This window comes from Pleionea sp. WD8-19, assembly GCF_055326765.1.
On sequence record NZ_JBUZOU010000019.1, the window covers coordinates 36478 to 59073 of the forward strand.

The following is a 22596-nucleotide window of genomic DNA, read 5'->3' on the forward strand; positions in this document are numbered from 1 at the left end:
TTCCTTACCTTTATTTTGAGTGATTGTTATAGTTTGATGCGTTACTTTGCCAACCGGTTGCAAAAAAGTTAAACGATTTTACAAAAATTGCAACCAATACTCCTATTTTGGTATCTGTTATGATAATTGCCTCAACCAATGGAAAAGCTTATGGAAGAAATTATATCCTTGTTAATACCCATAGTAGGCTTTGTATGCTTGCTGGGTATTATTAAAATCGTTACCGACAGTCGTTTGCGCCGACGATTAGCAGAGACCAATGCCAGCGATGACGTGGTTAAAAGCATGCTGGATGCCGATAAAGCTGTCCGACGCGAAAGCACCTTAAAATGGGGTATTGTCTCGGTAACGTTAGGTACCGCATTTGTCATTGTCGATATTCTTGGGCTTGGTCCGGAGTCGCCGTCCACTTATGGGGTATTAATTATTGCTGCAGGCATCGGATTGTTATCGTTTTATAAATTAGCACGATCTCATTAATCTGCACTTGCCTTTTGAATTCACCCTCTTTTATTGGAGCGTTTTGGCAAAAATGCTGAACGCTCTGTAGAGCGGTAGTAAGCTATCTCTCCCCTTACTTAGTTCAGCCAACTAAAAGTTGCTCACTTTCTAGCGTTTAAATCCTACCTCTTCACTATGGTTTGCAAAAAATTGCAACCGATAAGTTTCCGAACGCATCTAAATCAATCAACAATTAATATTATTAAATGAAATGCCGATTAAAGGAGCTTTACATGAATCAAACCGTTCTCATCGTGTTTGTGCTTGCATTGATGCCCGTCTATGTAACCGCACAGTCGTTACCCGGTTCATTACAGATAAACAACGTTACGATAATCGATCCTGAAAGCCGAAGTATCAAAACCAACCATTCGGTTTTCATCGAAGGTGATCGTATTAAATTCATCGTTCCATCCAACCGCGAAGTTCCCTTCAATGCCAACACACATATTGATGGGAAAGGAAAGTTTCTTATACCTGGTTTCCTAGACATGCACGTGCATTTAGCGCATCCTCATTTTTCGAAATCGTCGCTTACATTAATGCTCGCTAATGGAATTACTGGCGTTCGTGAAATGACCGGCGATTGCTGGGAACCCAAAGGCGAAGTGTTTGCCTGCGCAGATGACTATCGAAAATTACAAAAAGAAATTGAATCGGGAGGTGTCTTCGGCCCAAGGATCTTATCACTATCCAGTGCTATCGTTCGGGGACCAATATCGCGGACACCACCTCACGTTCCGGAAGGCGCTGCTGATTTTGCAACACCTGCCAATCCCTCACAAGCCATAAAACTGGTTGAATATCTGTCAAAACGAAACATTGATTTTATTAAAGTTTACAACCACCTCGATAAAGAGACTTACCTTGCGATACTTCAAGAAGCAAAGAAGCATAATATGCAAGTTGCAGGACATATTCCCCTTTCAACCGATGTTTTAACGGCAGTCAGCAACGGCCACAAAGCGATTGAGCATGCGAAAGCACTTGCTTACGACTGCAGTCGTTATGGCGTCACTTACCGGCATAATATGAACAAACTGCTGACAGATTCTGACGACGAACTTCCAACAGAGACTGAGTTATTAAATCAAGTGATGGAAACGTTTCAACCTCAGCATTGTAATGCTCTACTCAAGCAACTTGCGAAATACCAAGTCTGGTATGTACCAACCCATGAAACACGAGAAATGGACGCATTGGCTACATTGGCTACCTATCGTAATGACAGTCGCCTGGATTATATTCCATCGCAACTCAAGGGCTTTTGGTACAACGATTTAGCCAACACGGCCAATGCCACTGAATCCGAAGCGACGATTTATCAATCGTTTTATCAACATGGTTTAACCTTAACCGGATTAGCTCACAAAGCGGGTGTGAAAATTCTCGTCGGCACAGACAGCAACGACACCATGTCCTTTCCTGGCTTTAGCTTTCACGATGAACTCGTGCACTTATCCAAGGCAGGAATGTCGAATATGGAAATTCTTCGTTCTGCAACCACTCTTGCTGCAGAATTTTTAAACCTATCCGATTTTGGCGGAGTCACCAAAGGCAAATACGCTGATCTCATTTTACTAAATCGTAATCCGTTAAAAGACATTCGAAACTCATTATCCATTGATACGGTTATCTTTAACGGAAAAGCGATTCAGCGCTCACAACTTGACGCAGCACTGACAAATATTAAAAACTCAGTAATAGATGAAAAGCAAATAAAACACTCAATTAAAGTCAATGAAAATATTCTCAACCAATACGCTGGACGTTACGAAGTCCCCTCTTCCAAACTCATGATAACCGTTATCCCTAGTGAAAATGGTATCAAGGCCGAAGCGAAGGGTATGCCGATAATTGACTTTTATCCTGAATCAGACTCTTTATTTTTTATGAAAGAAGATGATACTAAATTTGAATTTGTTCGAGATGGGCAAAAGGTAATTGGACTGAGAGTGATTTGGAAAAATGGTAAATCTGAGTTGGCACCACGAGTCAAAGACCTTTAAACTGTGAAGCTTTATTCGCTTAAATGTCTCGATGTAAAAAAATTATCAAAGATACTTTATGCATTAAACTGAGAAGTGTTAGATGAGACGATTGTCAAAATAGGGTTCAACATTAAATGCACCTAAAGTTTGGGTAAGGAGTCCAGAGCCCTAAAAAGCCAATAAAACTTATCGTGTTGAATCCGTATCGTTCCATCAATCGCTTCGACTTTTACAGATTTTCACATAATCCAACAAATAGACTACAGATCGGCGCCTAATGTAGAAGTAGTATTATTCGAACAATAAATGCCTAAAGGAGAGCAAAATGTTCAAGCCTGTTGTGGTAATCTTGTCTTTGATACTATTGGGCTGCGAGCCTATCGACTCTGAGGATTCAATGACCGTGAGCCATACCCATGATTTTGATAACAATACTTTTCGAGCTGAGATAGTGCTGCAAGATAGTTTTCAGCAACCAACCCATATTTTTAATGTAAACGATGATATTCACCTTCAATATCGACTTACAAATATATCCGATACAGAACAAACATTAACATTTAGTAGCGGCCAACGTATTTCATCGCTAGTCACCGAAAACAATAATGTAAAGTTAAATATTGATTCAATGTTTGTGTATATTCAAGTACTCGGAGATGAAAAGTTTGCGGCTGGTGAGACCAAAGCATTCGACCTTAATTTTCGCGCAGATGCTTTAGGCTCTGGAAGTTATCGACTGATAGGCTCTGCGTCACTTGCGGATGTTGAGGCTGAATTTATTCGCAGTAATCCAGACAACCAATTCGTTGACGGAATGGACTTTACCATACAGCCATAGCGAGTGAAAAACCTCTTCTCAACTTCAATATTCGAGCTTTGGCACAGATTATCTGTACCAAAGCTCGAAAGTATAACCAACACAGCCTCTATGAAGCGTTTGATCGATTATTACCATTGACCATTTGATACAAGGCTGGCAATACAAACAGTGTTAATATGGTTGACGTGATAATACCTCCGATGACAACTGTCGCTAGTGGCCTTTGCACTTCGGCACCGGTTCCGGTGTTCAATGCCATGGGTACGAATCCAAGACTGGCGACTAATGCCGTCATCAGCACTGGACGCAAACGAATCACCGCGCCATCAATAATCGAAGCTATCAGCTCACCACTTTGATGCCAGCGCTTTCGAATAAATGCAACCATCACCAAACCATTTAAAACAGCGACGCCGGATAGCGCAATAAACCCCACGCCTGCCGAAATCGACAAGGGCATATCACGTAACCAAAGTGAAAAGACCCCGCCGGTTAATGCTAATGGCACACCCGTAAAAATAATCAAAGCATCTTTTAACGATCCAAAGGCAACCATTAAAATGCCTAGTATGATCACCAAAGTAATGGGCACCACAATAGACAATCGTACGCTTGCGGACTCCATTTGTTCAAAAGTGCCACCATAATCTAACCAATACCCACTGGGCAATTGGATATCCGTATTTATACGTTGTTTCATTTCTTCGACAAAAGAACCAAGATCACGCTCTCGCACATTAGCGGTTACGACGACTCGACGCTTGCCATTTTCACGGCTGATTTGAGCAGGCGCTGGGTTTTGTTCGATTGAAGCAACTTCCCCCAACGGAATATAACCTCCTGAAGGTAAAGGGATCGGTAATGTTTCAAATCGATCAATATCATTTCGCAGTGGCTCTGGTAATCGAATGGTAAGCGAAAATCGCCTATCCCCTTCATAAATTAAACCCACATCTTCGCCGCCAATACCGGTAGCTAACATTTGCTGCAAGTTCTCAACATTTAAACCGTATCGAGCCAATTTCGTTCGTCTGGGTTTAATGGTTATCATTGGCAATCCGGAAACTTGCTCAACTCGCGCATCGGCGGCTCCGTCAACTCGTTCGACTACCATTAAAATTTTGTCGGCGATACGTTTCAATTGCTCCAGGTCGTCACCAAATACTTTAATGCCCAAGTCTGAACGAACACCGGAAATCAACTCGTTAAAGCGCATTTGAATCGGTTGCGTAAATTCGTAATTATTACCTGGAATTTTCTTTATTTTACGCTCAATCAACTCGATCAGTTCCTGCTTAGGCATGTCTGGATTACGCCAAGAATTGCGAGGCTTTAATAGCACAAACGTATCCGCTACATTTGGCGGCATGGGATCAGTCGCAATATCTGGCGTACCGATTTTTGAAAACACTTTTTTCACTTCTGGAACTGTTGACAATTCCGCTTCAAGAATTTGCTGCATCCGTACCGACTGCTGAAGGCTGGTTCCTGGAATACGCATGGCATGCAAGGCAATATCGCCTTCATCAAGTTGTGGTATAAACTCGGAACCCAACGTTGTCATTAAACCGACAGAAGCAACGACAATCATTATCGCAAACGAAATAACTGCTAAACGAAACCGAATAGCCCATTCCAACAAAGGACGATACAAGGATTTGCTGGCACTTATGAACGAATTTTCTTTTTCGCTCACTTTCCCTTTTACGAATACCGCAACCATAGCGGGAACCAATGTCAGCGACACGACCATCGCAGCCAGCAACGCCATGACAACCGTTATCGCCATAGGATGAAACATTTTTCCTTCAATACCGGTTAACGTAAAAATGGGAATGTACACGACTGTTATAATGGTCACGCCAAACAGAGCCGGACGAATCACTTCCGTGGTCGCTTCATAAACCACTTGCAATCGATTTTGCAAAGTCAACAATCCACCATTGCGGGTTTGCGATTGTGATAGCCGCCGAACGCAGTTTTCAACAATGATCACGGCACCGTCTACTATCAATCCAAAATCGAGCGCGCCCAAACTCATCAAATTTGCGGAAATCCCAGCTTGTACCATACCGCTAATGGTAACCATCATTGACAAAGGGATCACTGCCGCAGTAATTAATGCCGCACGAAAATTACCAAGTAACAAAAATAGAATCGCGATAACTAACAGCGCACCTTCCATTAAGTTTTTTTGTACGGTACGAATGGTTTTATTGACCAGTTCCGTACGGTCATAAACCGTTTCTGTGTAAATACCATCCGGCAAGGTTGCTTGAATGGCATCGAGTTTTAACGCCAGTTCTTTTGCTACTTGCTGCGCGTTTTCACCGACTAGCATCATTGCTGTTCCCAATACGGCTTCTTTACCATCACTGGTTGCAGCACCGGAACGAAGTTCCTTTCCAATGGCCACTTCGGCTACATCTTTCACACGAATAGGCGCGGTACCGTGTTGGCCAATTACGACATTTTCAATATCTTCAATGTTTTGTAATTGGCCAGGTGCACGAATTAATAATTGTTCGCCATTGTGCTCGATAAACCCAGCACCTCGATTGTCATTGTTCGCTTTCAGTGCTCGAGAAACATCGAAAAGAGAGACTTGATGCTCTAGCAACTGTTTCGGATCCGGCAATACATGATACTTTTTGTCGAAGCCACCGACGGTATTAATTTCCACAACACCAAAAACTTGAGACAACTGGGGTTTAATGATCCAATCCTGGATTTCACGCAATGCAGTCGTATCGAAGGGCTTGCCATTGTCTTGCACCGCATCCGGCTTTGCTTCAACGGTGTACATAAAGATTTCACCGAGCCCAGTTGCAATAGGCCCCATTGTCGCTTCAATACCGGTGGGTAATTTATTTTTAATAACGCCGAGTCGCTCATCAATAAGATTACGCGCAAAATAAATATCCGTACCTTCTTCAAATACAGCCGTGACTTGCGACAAGCCGTAACGCGACAGCGACCGAGTGTATTCCAATTTGGGCAAACCATAGAGCGCCGTCTCAATCGGAAAAGTAATGCGTTGTTCCGTTTCCAGAGGTGAGTAGCCAGGTGCCTCGGTATTTATTTGAACTTGCACATTGGTAATATCAGGTACAGCATCTATCGGTAATTTTTGATACTGCCAAATCCCCATCACCATCAGAATGAGGATAAAACTGATCATCACGAAACGCCGCTCTATGGCAAGGCGTACAATAGAATTTATCACGTTCGCCTCCTTTAATGAGCGTGTCCGGCACCGAATTTTTCAATATCGGCTTTGATTAAAAAACTGTTATCGACCACATAGGTTTCACCCAGCTGGAGTCCAGATAAAATTTCCACATAGTCATGGTCACGTTGCCCTAGCACCACCGGCCGGGCTTTGAACTCGTTACCCAATTTTACAAACACCACCGGTTTATCATTGATGATCTGTACGGCTCGATTCTCGACTCGAACTAAAACACGCTTCGTTTCAACAGAAATATCGGCACTGACCAAATCACCGGGTGTATGTCGATTGTCACGATTATCAAAAGCGACCCGAGCAAGTAAATAGGGCTCGCCAGAAGGCCCTGGAATAAGGTGATGAATTTTCGATACGATGGTTTTATCATCATCCATGACACGAACAGTTTGGTCGCTTTGCACTAACTTTCGTTGGTTGTGAAACACTTTTAATTCCGCCCATAATGACTGATTGTTCAATAAGTTGAACAAAGGTTTATCGTTCGTCACCTCGCCAACATTCACCATCCGATGTTGAATCATGCCTGCAATCGGCGCCTTGATAGAATAAGTTTGTAAACTGTCATTCGATTCGATGGTGGCTAACACATCTCCGGCATTCACGTGATCGCCAATATTGACGTTTACGGAACGCACTACGCCAGGAAATCGCGCTTTAATATTCGCAATGTGCTCAGGAGACGCTTGCAGTCGCCCAAAAACCTGAAGGCGTTTTTCGATAAGTCCGCCACTGGCTTGTGCAAACGTCAATCCATTTTTCCGCGCCATTGCATCGTCGATCACAATGCGATTTTCGTCATGTGCTTCCGATTCTTGGTGATGGTCATGATCGGCCGAAGCAAAAACCGTTGACATCGCTGATAACCAGATACCGATAAAAAGAATAAGTTGATTCGATTTCATTTTACTTTCCCAAATACGTTGAAGCTTGTCCGAAGTAAGCATCTTTTGACAATGGCTGAGCCGTGATTTGCTCAATCAGTGTTTGATTACGTAACACCTGAGTCGCGGCATCAATCAGAAATTGACGAGCTGATAGCAGCTCTTTTTGAGCAACCAGCCATTCCAGATAACTGTATCGACCACGCTCGTAAGCTTGTTTTGTTTGCGTGAGTGATTCCTTTAATGCTGGTAAAACAACCTTCTGAAGTTGTGAGACAACATCAAATTGCTGTTGTCGAATTTGATAGGCTTGATATAAGCGTGTTTTCAAATTGAGTCTCTGCGTTTTTCGTTGCAATAGAACTTGGTCACGTGATGCCATTGCCGCTGTAGTTTGTCCTTGATTACGTTTTTCAGAAAACAGTGGCATAGAAAAGCCAACGGTCAATGCCGCGTCGTTCGATTCTTGAAATTGTTTAACACCAATCTGCCAACGAACATCGCTATCGGACTGACTTTGAATTAACCTTAGCTCCGCCTCTCGTAAACGATATTCGTTTGCATAAATATTAAGAAACGGGCTTTGTTCTAACTGTTGAAATAACTCCTCGAAAGGTTTTACACTCGCAAACAAAAATAAGTCACCATCGACTTCATGAAAGTCGACCTGTTCCGCCCCCCAAAAGTTTGCTAGAGCTCTCTTTTGGCTTTTCCATTGAGCAAGAATTGCAGACTCTTCTAATTGCGCTCGAGACAATGCCGCTTGTGCACGTGTCGCTTCTGCGGCAAAAGCAGCGCCTTTATTAACGCGCTTTTGTACAACCGACAAAGTATCGGTGGCAAATTGAGTTGCTTGCTGAGCCAACTTAAATTGCTCTTGCAATGACAATACGCTAATAAAGGTTTGTGTGGCTTCACCCAATACGTCTAGCGCGCGAACTTGCCGCTGAACTTCAGCTAAATCGTATTGCGATTGAACGACTTGAGTACGTTTTTCCCGCTTATCACCGAGTTCAATCACGGACGATAAAGTCAGCGTAAACTCCGTTTGTTCTACTTCAGAAAAATGACCGCTGCCGAGAAAATCATCAGCGGAAAAACTCAGTTCGTACGCCGGATCCTGGTCGGCAGCTTGTTTTAAGCCTTTCAGTTGACGAGATACTAAATCAAAAGCTCGTAGTTCCGGATTTTGCTTCAGAATACGTTGCATCACGGCTTTTAACGAAAGGGATTGTTGCGTGGGCATTGCGGCTTGTGACGATGAAAGAGTAATACAGAAAAGACTCACACCGAATAACGCCATAGCCCACAAACGCTGCCCAATTGTAGCGTTGCGAAATAAAAAAAGCATATTATTTTCCTATTAAATTCGAAAAATTAACAATGAGTAAACTGTGGAAATTTTGATTTGGCGCTAAGCCGATGGGGGGCGATAAATACTCTCGGGACTTTTACGAATATAGGAAGTAATTGTTGAAAATAAGGAAGTTACTTGATGGTTAAATACAGATTCTAAACCGACTGTGATCAGGCTAATGTGTGGCGCGTGGCAATGATGACAGTTATCACATTGCTGCTCGACATTTTCGCCGGTTTCTACAGCGTCTGGCGGTTCATCGATAGGGTTATTATGGAGTGTAACGGAGCCGTGGTGAATGCCTTCAATTTGAGACTCTCCAAAGTGCAGATCCAACTCTGCCAGCTCTTGTGTTACCACTAAAGATTGCACCAGTATTAACGCTACGGTCAATACAGCAACAAAATCTCTAAAGGTCGAGCGATAGTGGGTCATAGGTAAATAATTGGGTGTTCAATAAAGTCCATACATTAAAATACTATTCAATCAGGTATTTTAACGTGCAGCTATAATAGCTTAATCGTTTGCTGATTACCAGATGCAGGCAATACATACTCACGCATACCAATCCGAAACGTTTCAAAGAACGCGCTCTTATGTCCGTTACTCTAATACGATTGCTCGCGAGAAAATAACCAATAGCTCGAACATAAAAACATTATCGCGCAATGCCACCGGGTCGAATGCCATCCTTCAAAGAGAAATAATCGCCAACGGAACCTACGACCATCTCATTTCTATCGGCGTTTAATAGTTTCCGAAGTGAATACAACGAGTTGAGCCCAGTGCAATGCGCACCAATCATTTTTGTCATACCAAATAGCTTCAGCTTTTCAGCAACCCATTGCAGGTGTTCGTCACTTGCGTTGACCAAATGGAAACCACCGATTGCAGTATCTACTTTTCCGGGATGAATTTTCGAAACAATATGTTCCATGGTATTTATGATTCCGGCGTGTCCACATCCAGAGACCAAAATAAATCCATCTTGGGTATCGACCACCAGCGAGAGATCTTCCGGGATATTGTCTTCTACAATGCCATTTTCTGTTTCAATACGGCCACTTCTTCCCCAATTTTTCTCTGGATGCGTTCGTGAGACATTTCCGGTTAACCACACGCCTGGAAAGATTTCCTGTGCATCAGAGTATTCAAAAAATCGTACACCATCCTCCTGCAATATTATTTTCATCACCGCCATTTTATTTTCGCGATTAATGCGATTACTGAAAATACCTCGTCCTACATGAACTTTCGACAATGCTTTTGAGTTTTTTACTTTCAGTGCCTTGCGCAATGTTAATATGCCACCGGTATGATCACCATGATTATGACTTAAAATGACATCTTCAACGTCGGACAAATCAATTCTTAGTTCACGAGCATTTTGCAAAACCGTTTCGGGCCGATTTCCGGTATCGAAGAGTATTTTTCTTCCGTCCACTTCTATTAAGGCAGAATAACCCCACTCACCGATCCCGCGATTGGCCAGCATAGTGGAAAGTGTTGTGACTTTTAAATTAGAAACTTTATGAAATTTGTTCTGCTCGGAAGCATACAGGTTTGAAATAAAACTCGTCAAAAATATAAAAGGGAGTAACTGCTTAATCATAAGTTGTCCATTTTTCAGTTCTTTTACAGGCAGTGTAAAGGTAGGTACCGGCCTCATTCAATTCAAAAATCGCGACAATTTATTAACCGATGCAGCAAATGCTCAAATTATCAGCAATATACTATCTAACCTCAACTTAGGATTTGCCTCCGATAGTTGAGAAAATGGTAAAAAAACCAAACCTCCTGCAAATACATCCGTCATAATCCCCATATGAACAATGAACAACAACTAATAATTCAGGCAAAAGCCGGTGATTTGGGGGCTTTTCAGCAACTTGTCGAGGCATACAGTCACAAGTTGTATCACTGTGCCTATCGTATATTGAACGATCAAGGGCATGCAGAAGATTGTGTGCAAGAGGTGTTTGTAAAGGTGTACCAGAAACTCGATACCTTCGATAAACGCTCCAAGTTATCCACCTGGTTGTATTCCGTTACGGTCAATTCCGCCATCGATTTGCAGCGCAAACTCGCCAGACACAACCACCAAGAAATGCCCGAGTATGAGCAGATCACCGATACGCAAGGTGAGACACCTGAAAAAAGCCATTGGCGAACGAGTCTTGGCCAAACCATACAAAAAGCGCTGCATCAACTCTGTGATGATGTGCGTTTGGCTTTTCTACTACGGCACTATGAAGGCCATAGCATCGAAGAAATCAGCGAGATACTCGACATCAATCCAAACACCGTTAAGAACCGGATTTTCCGTGCCGTTTCACGTTTAAAAGAAATTCTACATCCCAAGATGGATGAACTTCAGGTAGACCATTATGAATCTCATCAATAACGAACAATTGATACTTTATTACTACAACGAACTGAATTCGCAAGACGCCGCAAAAGTACGTCTTGCATTATCAACGTATGACGTTTTGCAGCAAGAGTACAATGAACTCTGCAATGTGCTTGATCAGAGCAAACAATTGCCAATACCCGCTCCCGGTAAACAGTTGAATCAAAATATTATGGCTGCCGTTCATCAAGTCGCCACAATAGAAAAAGTCGCAACTAAAACACAAACAAACAAATCCTCTCAACCTTGGTGGCTATTTTTCGGGCAGCCCAATCTGGCGATGGCATGCGCGGTAATGTTAGTTGCTGTAACAGTATTTTTACTCGGCCGCTGGTCTGTGCCCGATTTACCGAGCGAACAATTGGCTAATCACGATTCCAAAATGCCCACATTAAACGCAGAAGCCAGCCAGAGAATATTACTCTCCAATGTCAGCCAGCACTTAGAATCGAGCGATCGGTTACTCACTTTAGTCAGTAACGGTAATGGCGATTTGCCAGAACAAATCGAAAGCCGACGCCAGTTGATTGAAGAGCTGGTAGCGCTTAATCGACTTTATCGCCGATTGGCTGAACATGCTGGCGACTTAAGACTGGCGAATACCTTACAAAGTGTGGAGTCAATTTTAATCGAACTTGAAAACACTCCGGTAAATTCCAATAGCATGGATAAAAAGAGCGAACTGGAAAGCATTCGTGGACGCCTTGAAGATTCCGATCTGTTGTTTCAACTGCGTGTGACCAATAAAACAATCAAAAACAATCTTATTTAAACCAAACCTGAAGAAACAAGCGCCCGTCTTAATGTTGAAGGCAAAACAAAAGTATTGAAAAAGGTGATAGGTATGATGAGAAAACACTTTGCTAGCAACACGATGATTTCACTGGCCGTTGCAGCCGCACTTTCAATATCGGTTGCGGCGGCTACAAAAGACGAACTCTACAATCAAGGACAACAACAACTCGATCAAAAAAACTGGTCAGCCGCGCAAGAGTCGTTTAAAAAAATCATTAACCAGAAAAGTGATAAATCGGATGCTGCACTCTATTGGTTAGCCTACGCGCAATACAAGGAAAACCAAAGCCAACAAGCGATAAAATCATTAGAACAGTTAACGCAAAGTTATCCGGAAAGCCGCTGGATAGACGACGCCGAAGCACTACTGGTCGAAATTCATGATAAACACGGCGACACTTTACCGGTCACCGATGATGAGATGAAATTATACGCTATTGATTCCTTACTTCATTCTTCGCCAGAAAAAGCAACCGCAATGCTGGAAAAAATCATAAACGGCGATCACTCCATTAGAATTAAAAAACGAGCGCTGTTTGTATTGAGTCAAACCAACAGTCCGGAAGCATTTAATGTATTAGCCAATCTTGCAAAAGATAAAGACAATAATGCATTAAAACTTTACGCCATTGATACGCTCGCCCTATCGGGTTCAGAATCCGCAGCAAAGGTACTGGAAGACGTTTACCAGTCTTCTCAAAATGCTGAAGTAAAAGTTAAAGTGCTTAAAAGCTTTATGGTTTCGGGTAATAGTGATCGATTGTTGAAAATAGCCACTGCCGAAATAGATGAGGCACTCAAAAGCGAAGCCATCAAACTGTTAGGTGTTATGAATAAACCCCAACTGCTAGCCTCTTTGTATTCGAACAGCAACTTTAAGGATTACAAGCAACAAATAGTAAAGGGGCTTGCCATCAGCAATGCGGCAGACGAGATCATTAATATTATTAATAACGAAAAAGATGAGGAACTGAGATTACAGGCAGTTGAGTTAATGGGCATTATGAGCCAAGAGAAAAGTGGTGAATACCTGGTTAATCTGTATCAGAAAAATAGCAGTGAAGCGGTAAAAGAAAAAGTAATTAAAGCACTTTTTGTACAATCGAATGCCAAGTCACTTATTGCAATTATTAAGCAGGAACAATCCCCGTCGTTAAAACGAGAGGCATTAAAAAAGCTTTCCATGATGAATGCCGACGAAGCCGTTGATTTTTTACATCAAAATATTAATTAAGGAGTTGATGATGAGTAATTCAATTGCAATGCTATTACGGACGGGTTTCATTTCATGTTTAAGTTTGACCTCAATTTTAGTTAACGCAGAATCAGATAATAAAACTCAATCCTTTACCGTAAGTAAATCCTTGCGAGAAACTATCAACACCCTTCCGGGTAGCGAGGAGCAATGGCTAAAGTATCAGGTAGAGATGGAACCCAACAATGGAACGCCCTGTTGCTTTACCAGTTCAGGAAACATGGGATGCAGTCTGGACGATTTAAGCGAAAGTCGTAATGCACTTATTTCTGGCATAACGCATTTGGAAAATCAACCGGACTCAAAACTGCTAACACTTTACATTAAACAGAAAAACGGTACGCCAGAACAACTTTTTTACGTAGGGGAAGCCTGCCCGGTTCATATTGGAAATCAATCAGTGGTAGAGCTTACTCAAGTTTCTAATCGAGCCAGCGTCGATTACCTTTCCAACTGGGTACAAGAGAGTCATCAGGATGAGCAACGCAAGCTATCACAAGCTGCATTATCAACCATTGCTTTACATAAAGGAGACACGGCGCAAAATAAGCTAGAATCCCTGACGAACACTGCGAATAAATCCATCCGTCACAATGCCATTTTCTGGTTAGGTGCAGCACGTAACCTGGCGGGTTATAACGCCTTAAAAATAATACTGGAAGACAACCATCGTCCGATAAATGATCGTACTCATGCAGTATTTGCATTAAGTGAAAACAGTTCGCCCGATGCCATGAATTACTTGATAGCACTTGCGGAAAATAGTGATATTGAAAAACTACAAGGCGAAGCTTTATTCTGGCTGGCTCAAAAGCAACATCCCAAAGCGTTAAACGCCATCAAACGGGTGGTTGATAAAACAGGTTCCAAATACATTCAGAAAAAAGCGGTTTTCGCGCTATCGCAACTGGATTCGGATGAAAGCTGGCAGCTACTTAATTCTTATGCGACGAAACATCGGTCTGAAGTAGTTCAAAAAGAAGCCATTTTCTGGTTGTCACAAAATAAAGATCGACAAGCGCTGAGTACACTTCTTGAAATTGCTCAAAGTAAAAATACTCAAAAGATTCGAAAAGCCGCAGTGTTCTCTATCTCTCAGCTTGAGAACGAAGATGCAACGGAAGGCTTGATAAAGTTAATAGAAAGTAAAGAAAATCGATCAATTAGCAAGAAAGCGCTGTTTTGGCTTGGCCAGTCTGAGGACCCAAAGGCGACGAGTTATTTGGAAAGCGTGTTGACGGCTAGTATTGATTAATCAAGATGTTTGCCTCACCGGTGAATAAAAATGGGAGAGGCAATTTGTGTATGAATTATTAACTTATTGGTTAACACTCAGCAGAAGTTTTAATGGCGTTTCTTTTTTCTATTTCTATTATGAATACACTGCCTTGTATTTGGACTCCTCCCGGAAAGTAACTAACTAAAGTTTTCCTAGAGGCATTTATGTACTGGCTAGTTTGCTTATAGTTGACCAAGAGTGCAAACCTTCACCTGCAGTTGAGTACATTAAATGTTGCCTTGGTAAAGAATGGATATCAAATTCAAAAGGCAACAATATAAAAAGAAAGAACAAGGATAATGTTTGATTATAATTTAGGTAGCCACAACACTGTTGTTGCTTGATATATACCTGCAATCAAGGTTGTTGTAGAAATAAATATTATTGAAGCGACAAACAACTTAACTTTCATTTTTTGACTTGTCTTTGCAAAGAAATATAGCTCAAGTATAATTAAAGGAATTAAGTATTGTGCAAAGTTTAAAAAAGTTAAAAATGGGCCTGTAAAACTAATAAAATCAATACCCGCGCCTTCGGTTAATTCTACCCATAACCAAAGTGTTACTCGTGAAAACCAAACACCGTTCATCACAATAAACAAGCGTAGAGCCCATTTCTTGTGGATATAAATTTTTCTTCTTATAGCATAAAGAATGGTTTTTGTGGCGAATATCAAGATTAGCAACGCATTTAAACTAAGTCCTAGATGCATAGATACATCACCAACAGCACCTCGTACCCAAACCATGTAAAGCCCTGATAAACTAACTATCACTCCAGTCAGAACGTAAATACGACCATTCCAGTGATGAAATGTTGGAAATAGCTTACGGATACTAACGATAAACTGTAATGGCCCCAGTGAGAGGATGGTAACCGATAATAGAAGATGTGAAGCTATAGCCCAATTACCTAAGTTGTCGTTTTTAATATAAGATTTTGGAAGATGACTATTAGCCAAGCCAACAAGGCCGTCGGAATAAACTAATCCTCCATAATAGACAAAAACATAAACAGCAAACAACCATAAGCCAATTGCCGCAACTGCGAAGCAAGCCGTTTTAGAAAAATGTAAGAGTTTGTCCCCAAGAATATTTGATGACTCAATTTTATTTAACGACATAGCAGTTTCACTCTGCTTTTTATAAAAATTTTTATGGCCTTGTATACTATTATCAGATATTAATAATAGCAATATCACAATTTTAGTATAATTGTTTCAATTCTTGTCTATACTTTACTGAGTATCAGCGTTAATAAAATTTTGTTTAATCCTGGTACAGAATAAATTCGCAAAGACAAGTTTAATGATCGACCTACCTATCAAATTACTCGATCCAATGTAGAACACGGATATATTTAGGATTATGTGTTAAATTTCCAACTTAAGTTGGCTTGAAACAACACCAAAAAAACTCAATTTTATAATCTCAGATTTATATAAAAAAGTATGAGCGAAATGCAAAGAACTCTCAGACTATTTTGAGTCCAATATTTACGTTAGGTTAAGAGATGGATTCTCGATAAATTATTAATTAGAGAAACTTTTTTATGATCCGTCGATTTGAAGCTACAAAGCACTGTTAGCACAATTCACTTCATATTGTTTTCTTCGTCTTAAAATTTAGAAGTTAATGGAAATGACCAGCCTCCTTGTAGTTAATAAGGGAAACAAAGTAGTAAATCTCGATTGATCCTCCAATCAGGATAAAAACAGTTGCTTAAAAATGAGCTTCATTGAAAGGACATACTTTAACATTCCCGCATTCCAACTAAATTCATTATTGTAACCACTTGATATTCATTAATATTTTAGCGTCAGCAAGAAGTCAGCGAAAAGTCATTAGAACTTCAGGTATCTTCATTTCGATTGGATTCTAATAAAGCGCACTGCGTATAAGCGCATAGAACCGTTGAAAACCCAGAGGGTACTTATGACCATCAATTTTAAAATCAAAAGCTTGTTTGCTGTAGTACTACTAATGAGTTTTAGTAGTTTTGCCGACATAAACACTAGCCGCGCACCAGAGGCTACAGTTGCCGAAACAGAACTTTCGTTCTGGGATCTTCCACACCTTAAGAAAGCCTTTATTGATACGTCACCGGCAAACAAAAAAGACGGTTTAGCCGTTGGCGATATGAGTGTTAATGACGGAAAAAAGGCTATGGTTTTTCAGCTGGCGCAGGAAATAGCCGACAAGAAACATGGTAACTACGACAGCTTGCTTATCGCCCACCAAGGTAAGCTAATCTTCGAGTCCTATTATTTACGCGGCCGCATCAACCTGCCCCACGGCCAGGCGTCAGCCGTAAAAGCTTACACCAGTTTGGCACTGGGCCGCGCTATCCAGTTAGGCTATCTGACCATGGCCGACCTCGACAAACCACTCATTAGTTTTCTGAAAGATCTGGATAAGACAAAACTTGTGAAAGGCGCAGAAAAAATCACACTCCATAAGGCATTGACTATGCAAGGGGGATTGAGCGTCAGCAGAGAAAAATGGGAGGAACTTGAGAAAAACCCTGAGGAATTAAAAGGCCAGGGATTGGTTCAGACTCTTCTTGAACATAGTGGGCCGATCACTGAAGAATCTCAAACCTATTTATATGGAAACCACAACCCCATGCTGGTGATGTCGGTGATTGACGCCGTTGTGCCGGGCAGTGCCCAGGAATTTATTAAAAATGAAGTTCTCGGTAAATTAGGCATCACAGACTATAGCTGGGAGACTCACGTTAGTGGCTTACCGGAAGCCGGTTGGCGTGTCAGTTTAACATCGCGCGATATGCTCAAGTTGGGAGCATTGGTCCTCAATAAAGGTCAATGGAATGGCGAACAACTTATTTCTCCAAAGTATCTCGCCAAGGCTACCAGCGGCATAGTTAAACCCACTCAAGACTGGATGCCGGATAACTATCGCTACGGCTATTTTTGGTATCAAACGCCAATATCCGTTGGAGACAAAAGCTACAACGCTACGCTTGCTTGGGGCGGCGGTGGGCAACGCGTGATCGTGATCGCAGATCTTGAGCTGACGATTGTGATCACTGGCCATGATCGGGAAGACACGATATTTACTCAAATTTCAAAAAACGTGGTACCGGCATTTGTGAGATAAGGAATAAACCATGAAATCTTTTTTACTTTTTAGTCTCTTTTGGATTTTTACTTTGTGCATGAGTGGCAATAGTTATAGCCAAGCTAAATTTCCAGTTTTGAAAGGCCACTACCTTGGGCAGACGCCGCCAAGTAAGATACCAGAAGTATTTGGCCCCGGAGTTATATCCACCAAACGATGGCAAATACTTGTTCTTCAACCGCAACGTGGGTGAGTTTGCATGGACATCAGCGTCAGGCGAAGTCGAGATGAGACCAGACGTAGATATTTTCTGGGTGGATGCACAGATTATCGAACAGCTTAGGCCCAAACGATGATCCTTTTTGCACTCGCAGAACGAGCGACGTCTCAATGAGGCATATTTTCTGCGAGTGTTGAAAATGTTCTACTCAAAGGATTGCTACCCACTCTTTTACCAGTAAATGAGCGGGTAGTCATGCGGGTTTTACAGCCTTTTTGTTAAAACAAAAATGAACTCGTATTTTAATATTTTCGTTGGCTGTTGTTTATATTTTCGAACTCGACATCCAATATTAAAACTTGAATTCAAGCGGTAATATTAAGCGTCAACTGTCTCCTTTGAAAATTACTACCGCATATTCACGCTTTCAAGAAATCGAGCGATTTCGCTCTGACTGTCTTTATTGGCAACTTTATTGGATTCTTCCGTTCCACCAATCACGAATTTCTCATCAAGTAAATGACCGGCACTCTCATAGTTAATATGCTGACAAATGTCTTTATTAATCTCGCTGTTCATTCGAGCACATACCGATGTGGCCATTTTATCGGCAGGCCAAATTTCATCTTGACCGCCGGTTAACAACAAAACAGGCGAAGCTATTTTTTCTGATTTAATGGAGGCCTGAGAAACTCGCTCTTTGTTTTTTAGTGAGTGTTCATAAAGATCCACTAACTTTGAAACTTCTGCTCCCGAAGCAAAAGGCACAAAGGGTATTGGTTGCTGTTCAATACTCCAGCTTGATGACGGTGTCTGGGTCCAGTCTTTTAAAATGCCGGCCCAAATGACAGAACTTGGTGCAATACCGACAACCCCTTTATATTGATCATCGCGAGACGCTAATAACAACGATAACTCTGCTCCTTTTGACCACCCCACAACGATAATGCCATCGTTTCGAGTGTCTTGTTGAGCCAGTAACCATTTTTTAGGTGCTTCAAAGTATTCCAGCGGGATCATCTCCAACTCTTGCGGTAATCCCTCTTCTTTGAAATAGGCCAGAGACAATACAGAATAACCTAAAGTAGCTATTTTATTGGCAAGATGTGTTGGTTTACCGCCTCCGGATCCTCCAAGAACTAATACACCGTATTGATTTTTGTTTGAAGAATTGTAATATTCAGCGACAAACTTAGCATTTTGCACCGGTTTAAACTCTATGGATTCCGCGTTTGAATTAATAGCAACTAAAAGCGACAAAAAATAAAAAGCGATGATGGATTTCATTAATTAAAATGCCCTAAGTTTAGTTGATTTAATGTGATGTTCAGGCCGACTGTTTTTTCCAGTCGTCGGTTAGCATACCAGAAACCCCCCAGTTCTCTTCGTCAATTTCTTGAATAACGACATGGGTGTATTCCGGCTTTTTACCCAATACACGTACTAAAGAGTGGGTTACATCTTTCACGATTTCCGCTTTTTGCTCCCTCGTCACTCCTTTAGTGACTTGAATGTTTACATAGGGCATGGTCTATTCCTTTGATTTATTGATTTTCTAGATTACGGCCGAAAATTATATGTTTTTAATACAAGTAAGTAACTTATTAATTGTATTAAAATGTTAGTGATATCTCCCCTTAACTTATTATCGATATAATTATCAACCAATGGTTAAATATCGCTCGAACAATATCTTCTTTAGCTGTCCTTTTGCCAACTCTGCAATTCAATAATATTCCCTTCCGGATCACGAACGTATTGAAAAGTGACCATACCCGCACCAACAATTGGGTTTGATACAATATCGCCCACCATCGAACCACCGTGTTGCATAACCTTTTCCGACATTTTTGTAACGTCGTCTACTGCAAAAGCAATATGAGAAAATCCCAATGTATTGGCATATACCCTTGGTGTGTCAGAAACTTCGTCGTACTGAAAAATTTCCAGTGTCGGTCCTTGATCACCAAAACCCGGTAATCTTAGATGAATACCACGTATTCTTGCATTTTCAACGGCAGTGCCTTTTTCCAACCACTCACCCGCAAGATCCCTCTCGGGTAACACGGGCTTACACTGAAAGACCGCTTGATAAAACTCGGACAGTTTTTTCCAGTTTTTGGCGATAAGGTTAGTATGAGCGTATTTGATCATCAGTTTACTTTTAAATTGAGGTCTATTTGTTCAGCAATTTAACACAGAATGAAAAACTCGCCCAATAAGGGCGAGATTTCTACATTGGCGATAGCTCAATCACAGAAGTACTTTAGTAACTGCTCTCTGCTTCATCGTATTCAATACCTTTCTCTTTAGCTTGCTTACGAAGCGTTGTGTAAAGTTTCTCATCTAAGGAATATTTACTTTTATTCGACGCCATCAGTTGTTCTTTAATAAAATGATCACGTTTTACCGTTAACTCGCTCAAACTCTTTTTTAAGCTTTCACGTCGTTCTTTTGCTTCAGCAATAAACGCTTTTTGCTCCTTTCGATTCAAGTGTTTCATTGTATCGGGGAGGTGCTCTTCGGGTATATCGCTTAATTCGACATCACCACGTTCCAGTTCGGAAACCAACTCTCCATCTCCAGCAAAATTAACTGCACCACTTTTTGAAAGATTAAACTTGGCTCGACGAGCCTGTGCAGCAGAGGATGCCCCTTCATAAACTTTTTTACTCGCTTCGAGTTTCATGGCCTGTTGCGCTTGTTTTTGCGGGGAGCCGTAGTACACACGGGTAGCATCTAATGCGGTTGATGTTTTTGCAATAGCATCATCAAAAGGTGTTTTGATCGTTATCGCACTACCGTTCTGTGCAACGCTGAAAGCATCACCCGAACCTAAACGAGCTATTTGATTCCAAAAACTTGTGGTTGCAGAATTTTCACCACACTGAATGGTGTTAACCAAAATTCCTTTTCGTTTGGCTTGCGCTACGCTGGTTTCGAAAGGCACATCATCCTGATAATCGGTGTGTGGAGGCGCATCACCCACCAAGAAAATGACCTTGTAACTGTTAGGATCTTGGCTCCAACTCATTTTATTTACGGCTTCATTCAAGGCCTGATTCACACTTTCTGGCCCGTCACCACCTCCAGCCGCACGAAAATCCATTAATGACGCATAAACGGTATCGATGTCTTGCGACAAATCAATAACCCGAGTGACGTAGTCATCCCCACGATCACGATAGCCCACCAAACCAATACGGATTTCCGGTGCCGGCTGTGCCGCTGCCATAGTAGAAGCAATTGCCCAGATTTTTTCTTTCGCTGCTTCAATCATGCCGCCCATACTACCGGTAGTATCGAGCGCAAAAACCAGCTCCACCTTGGGCCTTTGCTGACCATTTACGAAGAGTTTGGGCTCTGTTTTTGGTAATTCCAAAGTTGCTGGAGTCACTGAAAATTGTTTGCTCCTGGCTACGGTAACCACTGCAGCAAAAGTCAATGAGCAAAGTAAAATGGCTAAGTATTGAGTTTTCATCAGGGCTCTCCGGTATTAAGTAAACAGTCGACGCATTGCGGCTTCGGCAGACTGACGTGCACTATCAAAGTTGCGATAATCGATCGTTGCAATCCTGTTATGCGGCGTTGTTTTCGAAAACCAATGAGGCAAAAAAACAAAAAAGGATTGCGAAAGGAAGAAACACCAGCTGCTGAGAAATAAATTGTCAGTTGCCATATGCGCCAACACTGCGATAACAAAACCGGATGCAATAAAAAGCAAATCAATAAAAAAGAGCAATACGCCATGACGACAATAAAAACTGCGCGACAAAGACACAAAAACAAGTTGAATGAGAATGAACCCCATAAAGCTGACTTGAAGTATTAGCAGCAACAAAGTGCTTAGTACCCAACTGGCAATAACAAACAGTCGACCCGCTTTTATTGAGCTGTGCTTCATTAAATAAATCGAATAAATAAGCGCAATTGTTGCTAATGTCATTAGAAAAGCGGTCGTATTGGGTAGAAACAATGCCGCCCCTTGATGCCCGATAACCATGAGAACACTTAACATTAGGCCGAATAACACTTGTCGAACAAAGCCAGGTGGAGAACTTCGGTTTTCAAAGAAGGATTTCATGACGCTCTCCTTTTCTGCTTTTCTGCCAGGAGCGCCAATTCAATTTCCTCTTCGCTAATGGCTGAGGATGTTGTCCATGAATGAGAGCCTACATCAATACCGTTGTCATTTCCGATCGGATTCGACAATAACTCGAGTTTTTGCTGTATCTGTTGATACTGCTCCTTATTTTCATCGAGTAAGGCTTGTTGTTTTTGCAATTGCTGTTCGAGTTGCTGACTTTTCATTTCACATTGACGAATGGTCTTTTCAGTTTGCAGTTGCCGACGTAAAACACTTCGTGCGAGATCATCGTTGTTCTCGTCAAAACACAACGCCAACTCCTGTTGATATTTATTAAGCGCCTTCTTCAGCTGTTGTGCGTATTGCTCCACTTGCTGCTTTTCATCTGAAATTTGCTTTTGTTTCAACTCCTGGCATTGAATTTCGGCTTTCATGTCTCTAAACGCCTGCTTGAGCAAAATTTCCGGCTCTTCCAACAAATCCACTAATGCATGCATATCGGCAGTAAACAATTTACTTACCCGGTTTATAATGGCCATAAACGCTCTCCTTACTTTGGGTTTAACGATTCGTTATTCAGTGTAAGCAAGACCATTGCTTTTAGTTAGACCAATTTTGGTAAACAATAAGATGAGAAATTTACCTAAAATTTACCTGCAAACGAACATGG

The 22596-nt window shown here is 41.6% G+C and carries 20 protein-coding genes; 8 read left to right on the forward strand and 12 right to left on the reverse strand.

Going from position 1 to position 22596, the window contains the following annotated elements; genetic code table 11:
* Nucleotides 1–150 precede the first annotated feature (150 nt).
* From ACTUJY_RS18075 to ACTUJY_RS18085, 3 genes are all read left to right on the forward strand, one after another.
* Nucleotides 151–480, forward strand: a complete 330-nt coding sequence (locus ACTUJY_RS18075; RefSeq protein WP_463617533.1) for a DUF6249 domain-containing protein — start codon at nt 151–153, stop codon at nt 478–480.
* A 254-nt stretch (nt 481–734) separates the two neighbouring features.
* Nucleotides 735–2510 (forward strand): amidohydrolase family protein, encoded by a 1776-nt coding sequence (locus ACTUJY_RS18080; RefSeq protein ID WP_463617534.1) that lies wholly within the window; start codon nt 735–737, stop codon nt 2508–2510.
* Nucleotides 2511–2817: 307 nt separating this feature from the next.
* The gene (locus tag ACTUJY_RS18085) at nt 2818–3330 is read left to right on the forward strand and encodes a BsuPI-related putative proteinase inhibitor (protein WP_463617535.1); all 513 of its coding nucleotides are present in this window, start codon (nt 2818–2820) and stop codon (nt 3328–3330) included.
* A gap of 88 nt (nt 3331–3418) precedes the next feature.
* On the opposite strand, the gene ACTUJY_RS18090 is transcribed toward ACTUJY_RS18085, so the two are convergent.
* From ACTUJY_RS18090 to ACTUJY_RS18110, 5 genes are all read right to left on the reverse strand, one after another.
* Entirely contained in the window at nt 3419–6538 is a 3120-nt protein-coding gene (locus ACTUJY_RS18090) for an efflux RND transporter permease subunit (protein ID WP_463617536.1), read from the reverse strand.
* 11 nt (nt 6539–6549) lie between these two features.
* Nucleotides 6550–7464: an efflux RND transporter periplasmic adaptor subunit gene (locus ACTUJY_RS18095; protein ID WP_463617537.1), complete on the reverse strand. Its 915-nt coding sequence runs from the start codon at nt 7462–7464 to the stop codon at nt 6550–6552.
* 1 nt (nt 7465) lies between these two features.
* A complete protein-coding gene (locus tag ACTUJY_RS18100) occupies nt 7466–8794 on the reverse strand; it encodes a TolC family protein (protein ID WP_463617538.1) in 1329 nt (442 codons plus the stop codon).
* Between the two features lie 63 nt (nt 8795–8857).
* Nucleotides 8858–9235, reverse strand: a complete 378-nt coding sequence (locus tag ACTUJY_RS18105; protein WP_463617539.1) for a hypothetical protein — start codon at nt 9233–9235, stop codon at nt 8858–8860.
* A gap of 223 nt (nt 9236–9458) precedes the next feature.
* Nucleotides 9459–10412: an MBL fold metallo-hydrolase gene (locus ACTUJY_RS18110; protein WP_463617540.1), complete on the reverse strand. Its 954-nt coding sequence runs from the start codon at nt 10410–10412 to the stop codon at nt 9459–9461.
* 213 nt (nt 10413–10625) lie between these two features.
* Between ACTUJY_RS18110 and ACTUJY_RS18115 the strand changes: the two genes are divergently transcribed.
* The 4 genes from ACTUJY_RS18115 (at nt 10626) to ACTUJY_RS18130 (ending at nt 14515) form a co-directional block, all read left to right on the forward strand.
* Entirely contained in the window at nt 10626–11204 is a 579-nt protein-coding gene (locus ACTUJY_RS18115) for an RNA polymerase sigma factor (protein ID WP_463617541.1), read from the forward strand.
* Complete coding sequence (locus tag ACTUJY_RS18120) at nt 11188–11982, forward strand: hypothetical protein (protein WP_463617542.1); 795 nt, start codon at nt 11188–11190, stop codon at nt 11980–11982. Before ACTUJY_RS18115 ends, ACTUJY_RS18120 begins: the two co-directional genes overlap by 17 nt.
* A 72-nt stretch (nt 11983–12054) precedes the next feature.
* The gene (locus tag ACTUJY_RS18125) at nt 12055–13239 is read left to right on the forward strand and encodes a HEAT repeat domain-containing protein (protein ID WP_463617543.1); all 1185 of its coding nucleotides are present in this window, start codon (nt 12055–12057) and stop codon (nt 13237–13239) included.
* A 10-nt stretch (nt 13240–13249) separates the two neighbouring features.
* Nucleotides 13250–14515 (forward strand): HEAT repeat domain-containing protein, encoded by a 1266-nt coding sequence (locus ACTUJY_RS18130; RefSeq protein WP_463617544.1) that lies wholly within the window; start codon nt 13250–13252, stop codon nt 14513–14515.
* 331 nt (nt 14516–14846) lie between these two features.
* Here ACTUJY_RS18130 and ACTUJY_RS18135 read toward each other — a convergent pair whose 3' ends face one another.
* Complete coding sequence (locus ACTUJY_RS18135; protein WP_463617545.1) at nt 14847–15662, reverse strand: DUF2306 domain-containing protein; 816 nt, start codon at nt 15660–15662, stop codon at nt 14847–14849.
* A gap of 811 nt (nt 15663–16473) precedes the next feature.
* Between ACTUJY_RS18135 and ACTUJY_RS18140 the strand changes: the two genes are divergently transcribed.
* Complete coding sequence (locus ACTUJY_RS18140) at nt 16474–17658, forward strand: serine hydrolase domain-containing protein (RefSeq protein ID WP_463617546.1); 1185 nt, start codon at nt 16474–16476, stop codon at nt 17656–17658.
* A 589-nt stretch (nt 17659–18247) separates the two neighbouring features.
* On the opposite strand, the gene ACTUJY_RS18145 is transcribed toward ACTUJY_RS18140, so the two are convergent.
* The 6 genes from ACTUJY_RS18145 to ACTUJY_RS18170 form a co-directional block, all read right to left on the reverse strand.
* Nucleotides 18248–19126: an acyl-CoA thioester hydrolase/BAAT C-terminal domain-containing protein gene (locus tag ACTUJY_RS18145; RefSeq protein WP_463617547.1), complete on the reverse strand. Its 879-nt coding sequence runs from the start codon at nt 19124–19126 to the stop codon at nt 18248–18250.
* 40 nt (nt 19127–19166) lie between these two features.
* Nucleotides 19167–19367: a tautomerase family protein gene (locus ACTUJY_RS18150; protein WP_463617548.1), complete on the reverse strand. Its 201-nt coding sequence runs from the start codon at nt 19365–19367 to the stop codon at nt 19167–19169.
* Between the two features lie 170 nt (nt 19368–19537).
* A complete protein-coding gene (locus tag ACTUJY_RS18155) occupies nt 19538–19993 on the reverse strand; it encodes a VOC family protein (RefSeq protein ID WP_463617549.1) in 456 nt (151 codons plus the stop codon).
* A gap of 112 nt (nt 19994–20105) precedes the next feature.
* The gene (locus ACTUJY_RS18160) at nt 20106–21320 is read right to left on the reverse strand and encodes a vWA domain-containing protein (RefSeq protein WP_463617550.1); all 1215 of its coding nucleotides are present in this window, start codon (nt 21318–21320) and stop codon (nt 20106–20108) included.
* Between the two features lie 15 nt (nt 21321–21335).
* Nucleotides 21336–21923: a hypothetical protein gene (locus tag ACTUJY_RS18165; RefSeq protein WP_463617551.1), complete on the reverse strand. Its 588-nt coding sequence runs from the start codon at nt 21921–21923 to the stop codon at nt 21336–21338.
* Nucleotides 21920–22465: a PspA/IM30 family protein gene (locus ACTUJY_RS18170; protein ID WP_463617552.1), complete on the reverse strand. Its 546-nt coding sequence runs from the start codon at nt 22463–22465 to the stop codon at nt 21920–21922. Before ACTUJY_RS18170 ends, ACTUJY_RS18165 begins: the two co-directional genes overlap by 4 nt.
* Between the last annotated feature and the right edge of the window lie 131 nt (nt 22466–22596).

Bases quoted from the DNA above. Each gene is read 5' to 3' on its own strand.
- ACTUJY_RS18075 (WP_463617533.1), top strand. From the start codon at position 151: ATGGAAGAAATTATATCCTTGTTAATACCCATAGTAGGCTTTGTATGC.
- ACTUJY_RS18080 (WP_463617534.1), top strand. From the start codon at position 735: ATGAATCAAACCGTTCTCATCGTGTTTGTGCTTGCATTGATGCCCGTC.
- ACTUJY_RS18085 (WP_463617535.1), top strand. From the start codon at position 2,818: ATGTTCAAGCCTGTTGTGGTAATCTTGTCTTTGATACTATTGGGCTGC.
- ACTUJY_RS18095 (WP_463617537.1), bottom strand. From the start codon at position 7,464: ATGAAATCGAATCAACTTATTCTTTTTATCGGTATCTGGTTATCAGCG.
- ACTUJY_RS18100 (WP_463617538.1), bottom strand. From the start codon at position 8,794: ATGCTTTTTTTATTTCGCAACGCTACAATTGGGCAGCGTTTGTGGGCT.
- ACTUJY_RS18105 (WP_463617539.1), bottom strand. From the start codon at position 9,235: ATGACCCACTATCGCTCGACCTTTAGAGATTTTGTTGCTGTATTGACC.
- ACTUJY_RS18110 (WP_463617540.1), bottom strand. From the start codon at position 10,412: ATGATTAAGCAGTTACTCCCTTTTATATTTTTGACGAGTTTTATTTCA.
- ACTUJY_RS18115 (WP_463617541.1), top strand. From the start codon at position 10,626: ATGAACAATGAACAACAACTAATAATTCAGGCAAAAGCCGGTGATTTG.
- ACTUJY_RS18120 (WP_463617542.1), top strand. From the start codon at position 11,188: ATGAATCTCATCAATAACGAACAATTGATACTTTATTACTACAACGAA.
- ACTUJY_RS18125 (WP_463617543.1), top strand. From the start codon at position 12,055: ATGATGAGAAAACACTTTGCTAGCAACACGATGATTTCACTGGCCGTT.
- ACTUJY_RS18130 (WP_463617544.1), top strand. From the start codon at position 13,250: ATGAGTAATTCAATTGCAATGCTATTACGGACGGGTTTCATTTCATGT.
- ACTUJY_RS18135 (WP_463617545.1), bottom strand. From the start codon at position 15,662: ATGTCGTTAAATAAAATTGAGTCATCAAATATTCTTGGGGACAAACTC.
- ACTUJY_RS18140 (WP_463617546.1), top strand. From the start codon at position 16,474: ATGACCATCAATTTTAAAATCAAAAGCTTGTTTGCTGTAGTACTACTA.
- ACTUJY_RS18145 (WP_463617547.1), bottom strand. From the start codon at position 19,126: ATGAAATCCATCATCGCTTTTTATTTTTTGTCGCTTTTAGTTGCTATT.
- ACTUJY_RS18150 (WP_463617548.1), bottom strand. From the start codon at position 19,367: ATGCCCTATGTAAACATTCAAGTCACTAAAGGAGTGACGAGGGAGCAA.
- ACTUJY_RS18155 (WP_463617549.1), bottom strand. From the start codon at position 19,993: ATGATCAAATACGCTCATACTAACCTTATCGCCAAAAACTGGAAAAAA.
- ACTUJY_RS18160 (WP_463617550.1), bottom strand. From the start codon at position 21,320: ATGAAAACTCAATACTTAGCCATTTTACTTTGCTCATTGACTTTTGCT.
- ACTUJY_RS18165 (WP_463617551.1), bottom strand. From the start codon at position 21,923: ATGAAATCCTTCTTTGAAAACCGAAGTTCTCCACCTGGCTTTGTTCGA.
- ACTUJY_RS18170 (WP_463617552.1), bottom strand. From the start codon at position 22,465: ATGGCCATTATAAACCGGGTAAGTAAATTGTTTACTGCCGATATGCAT.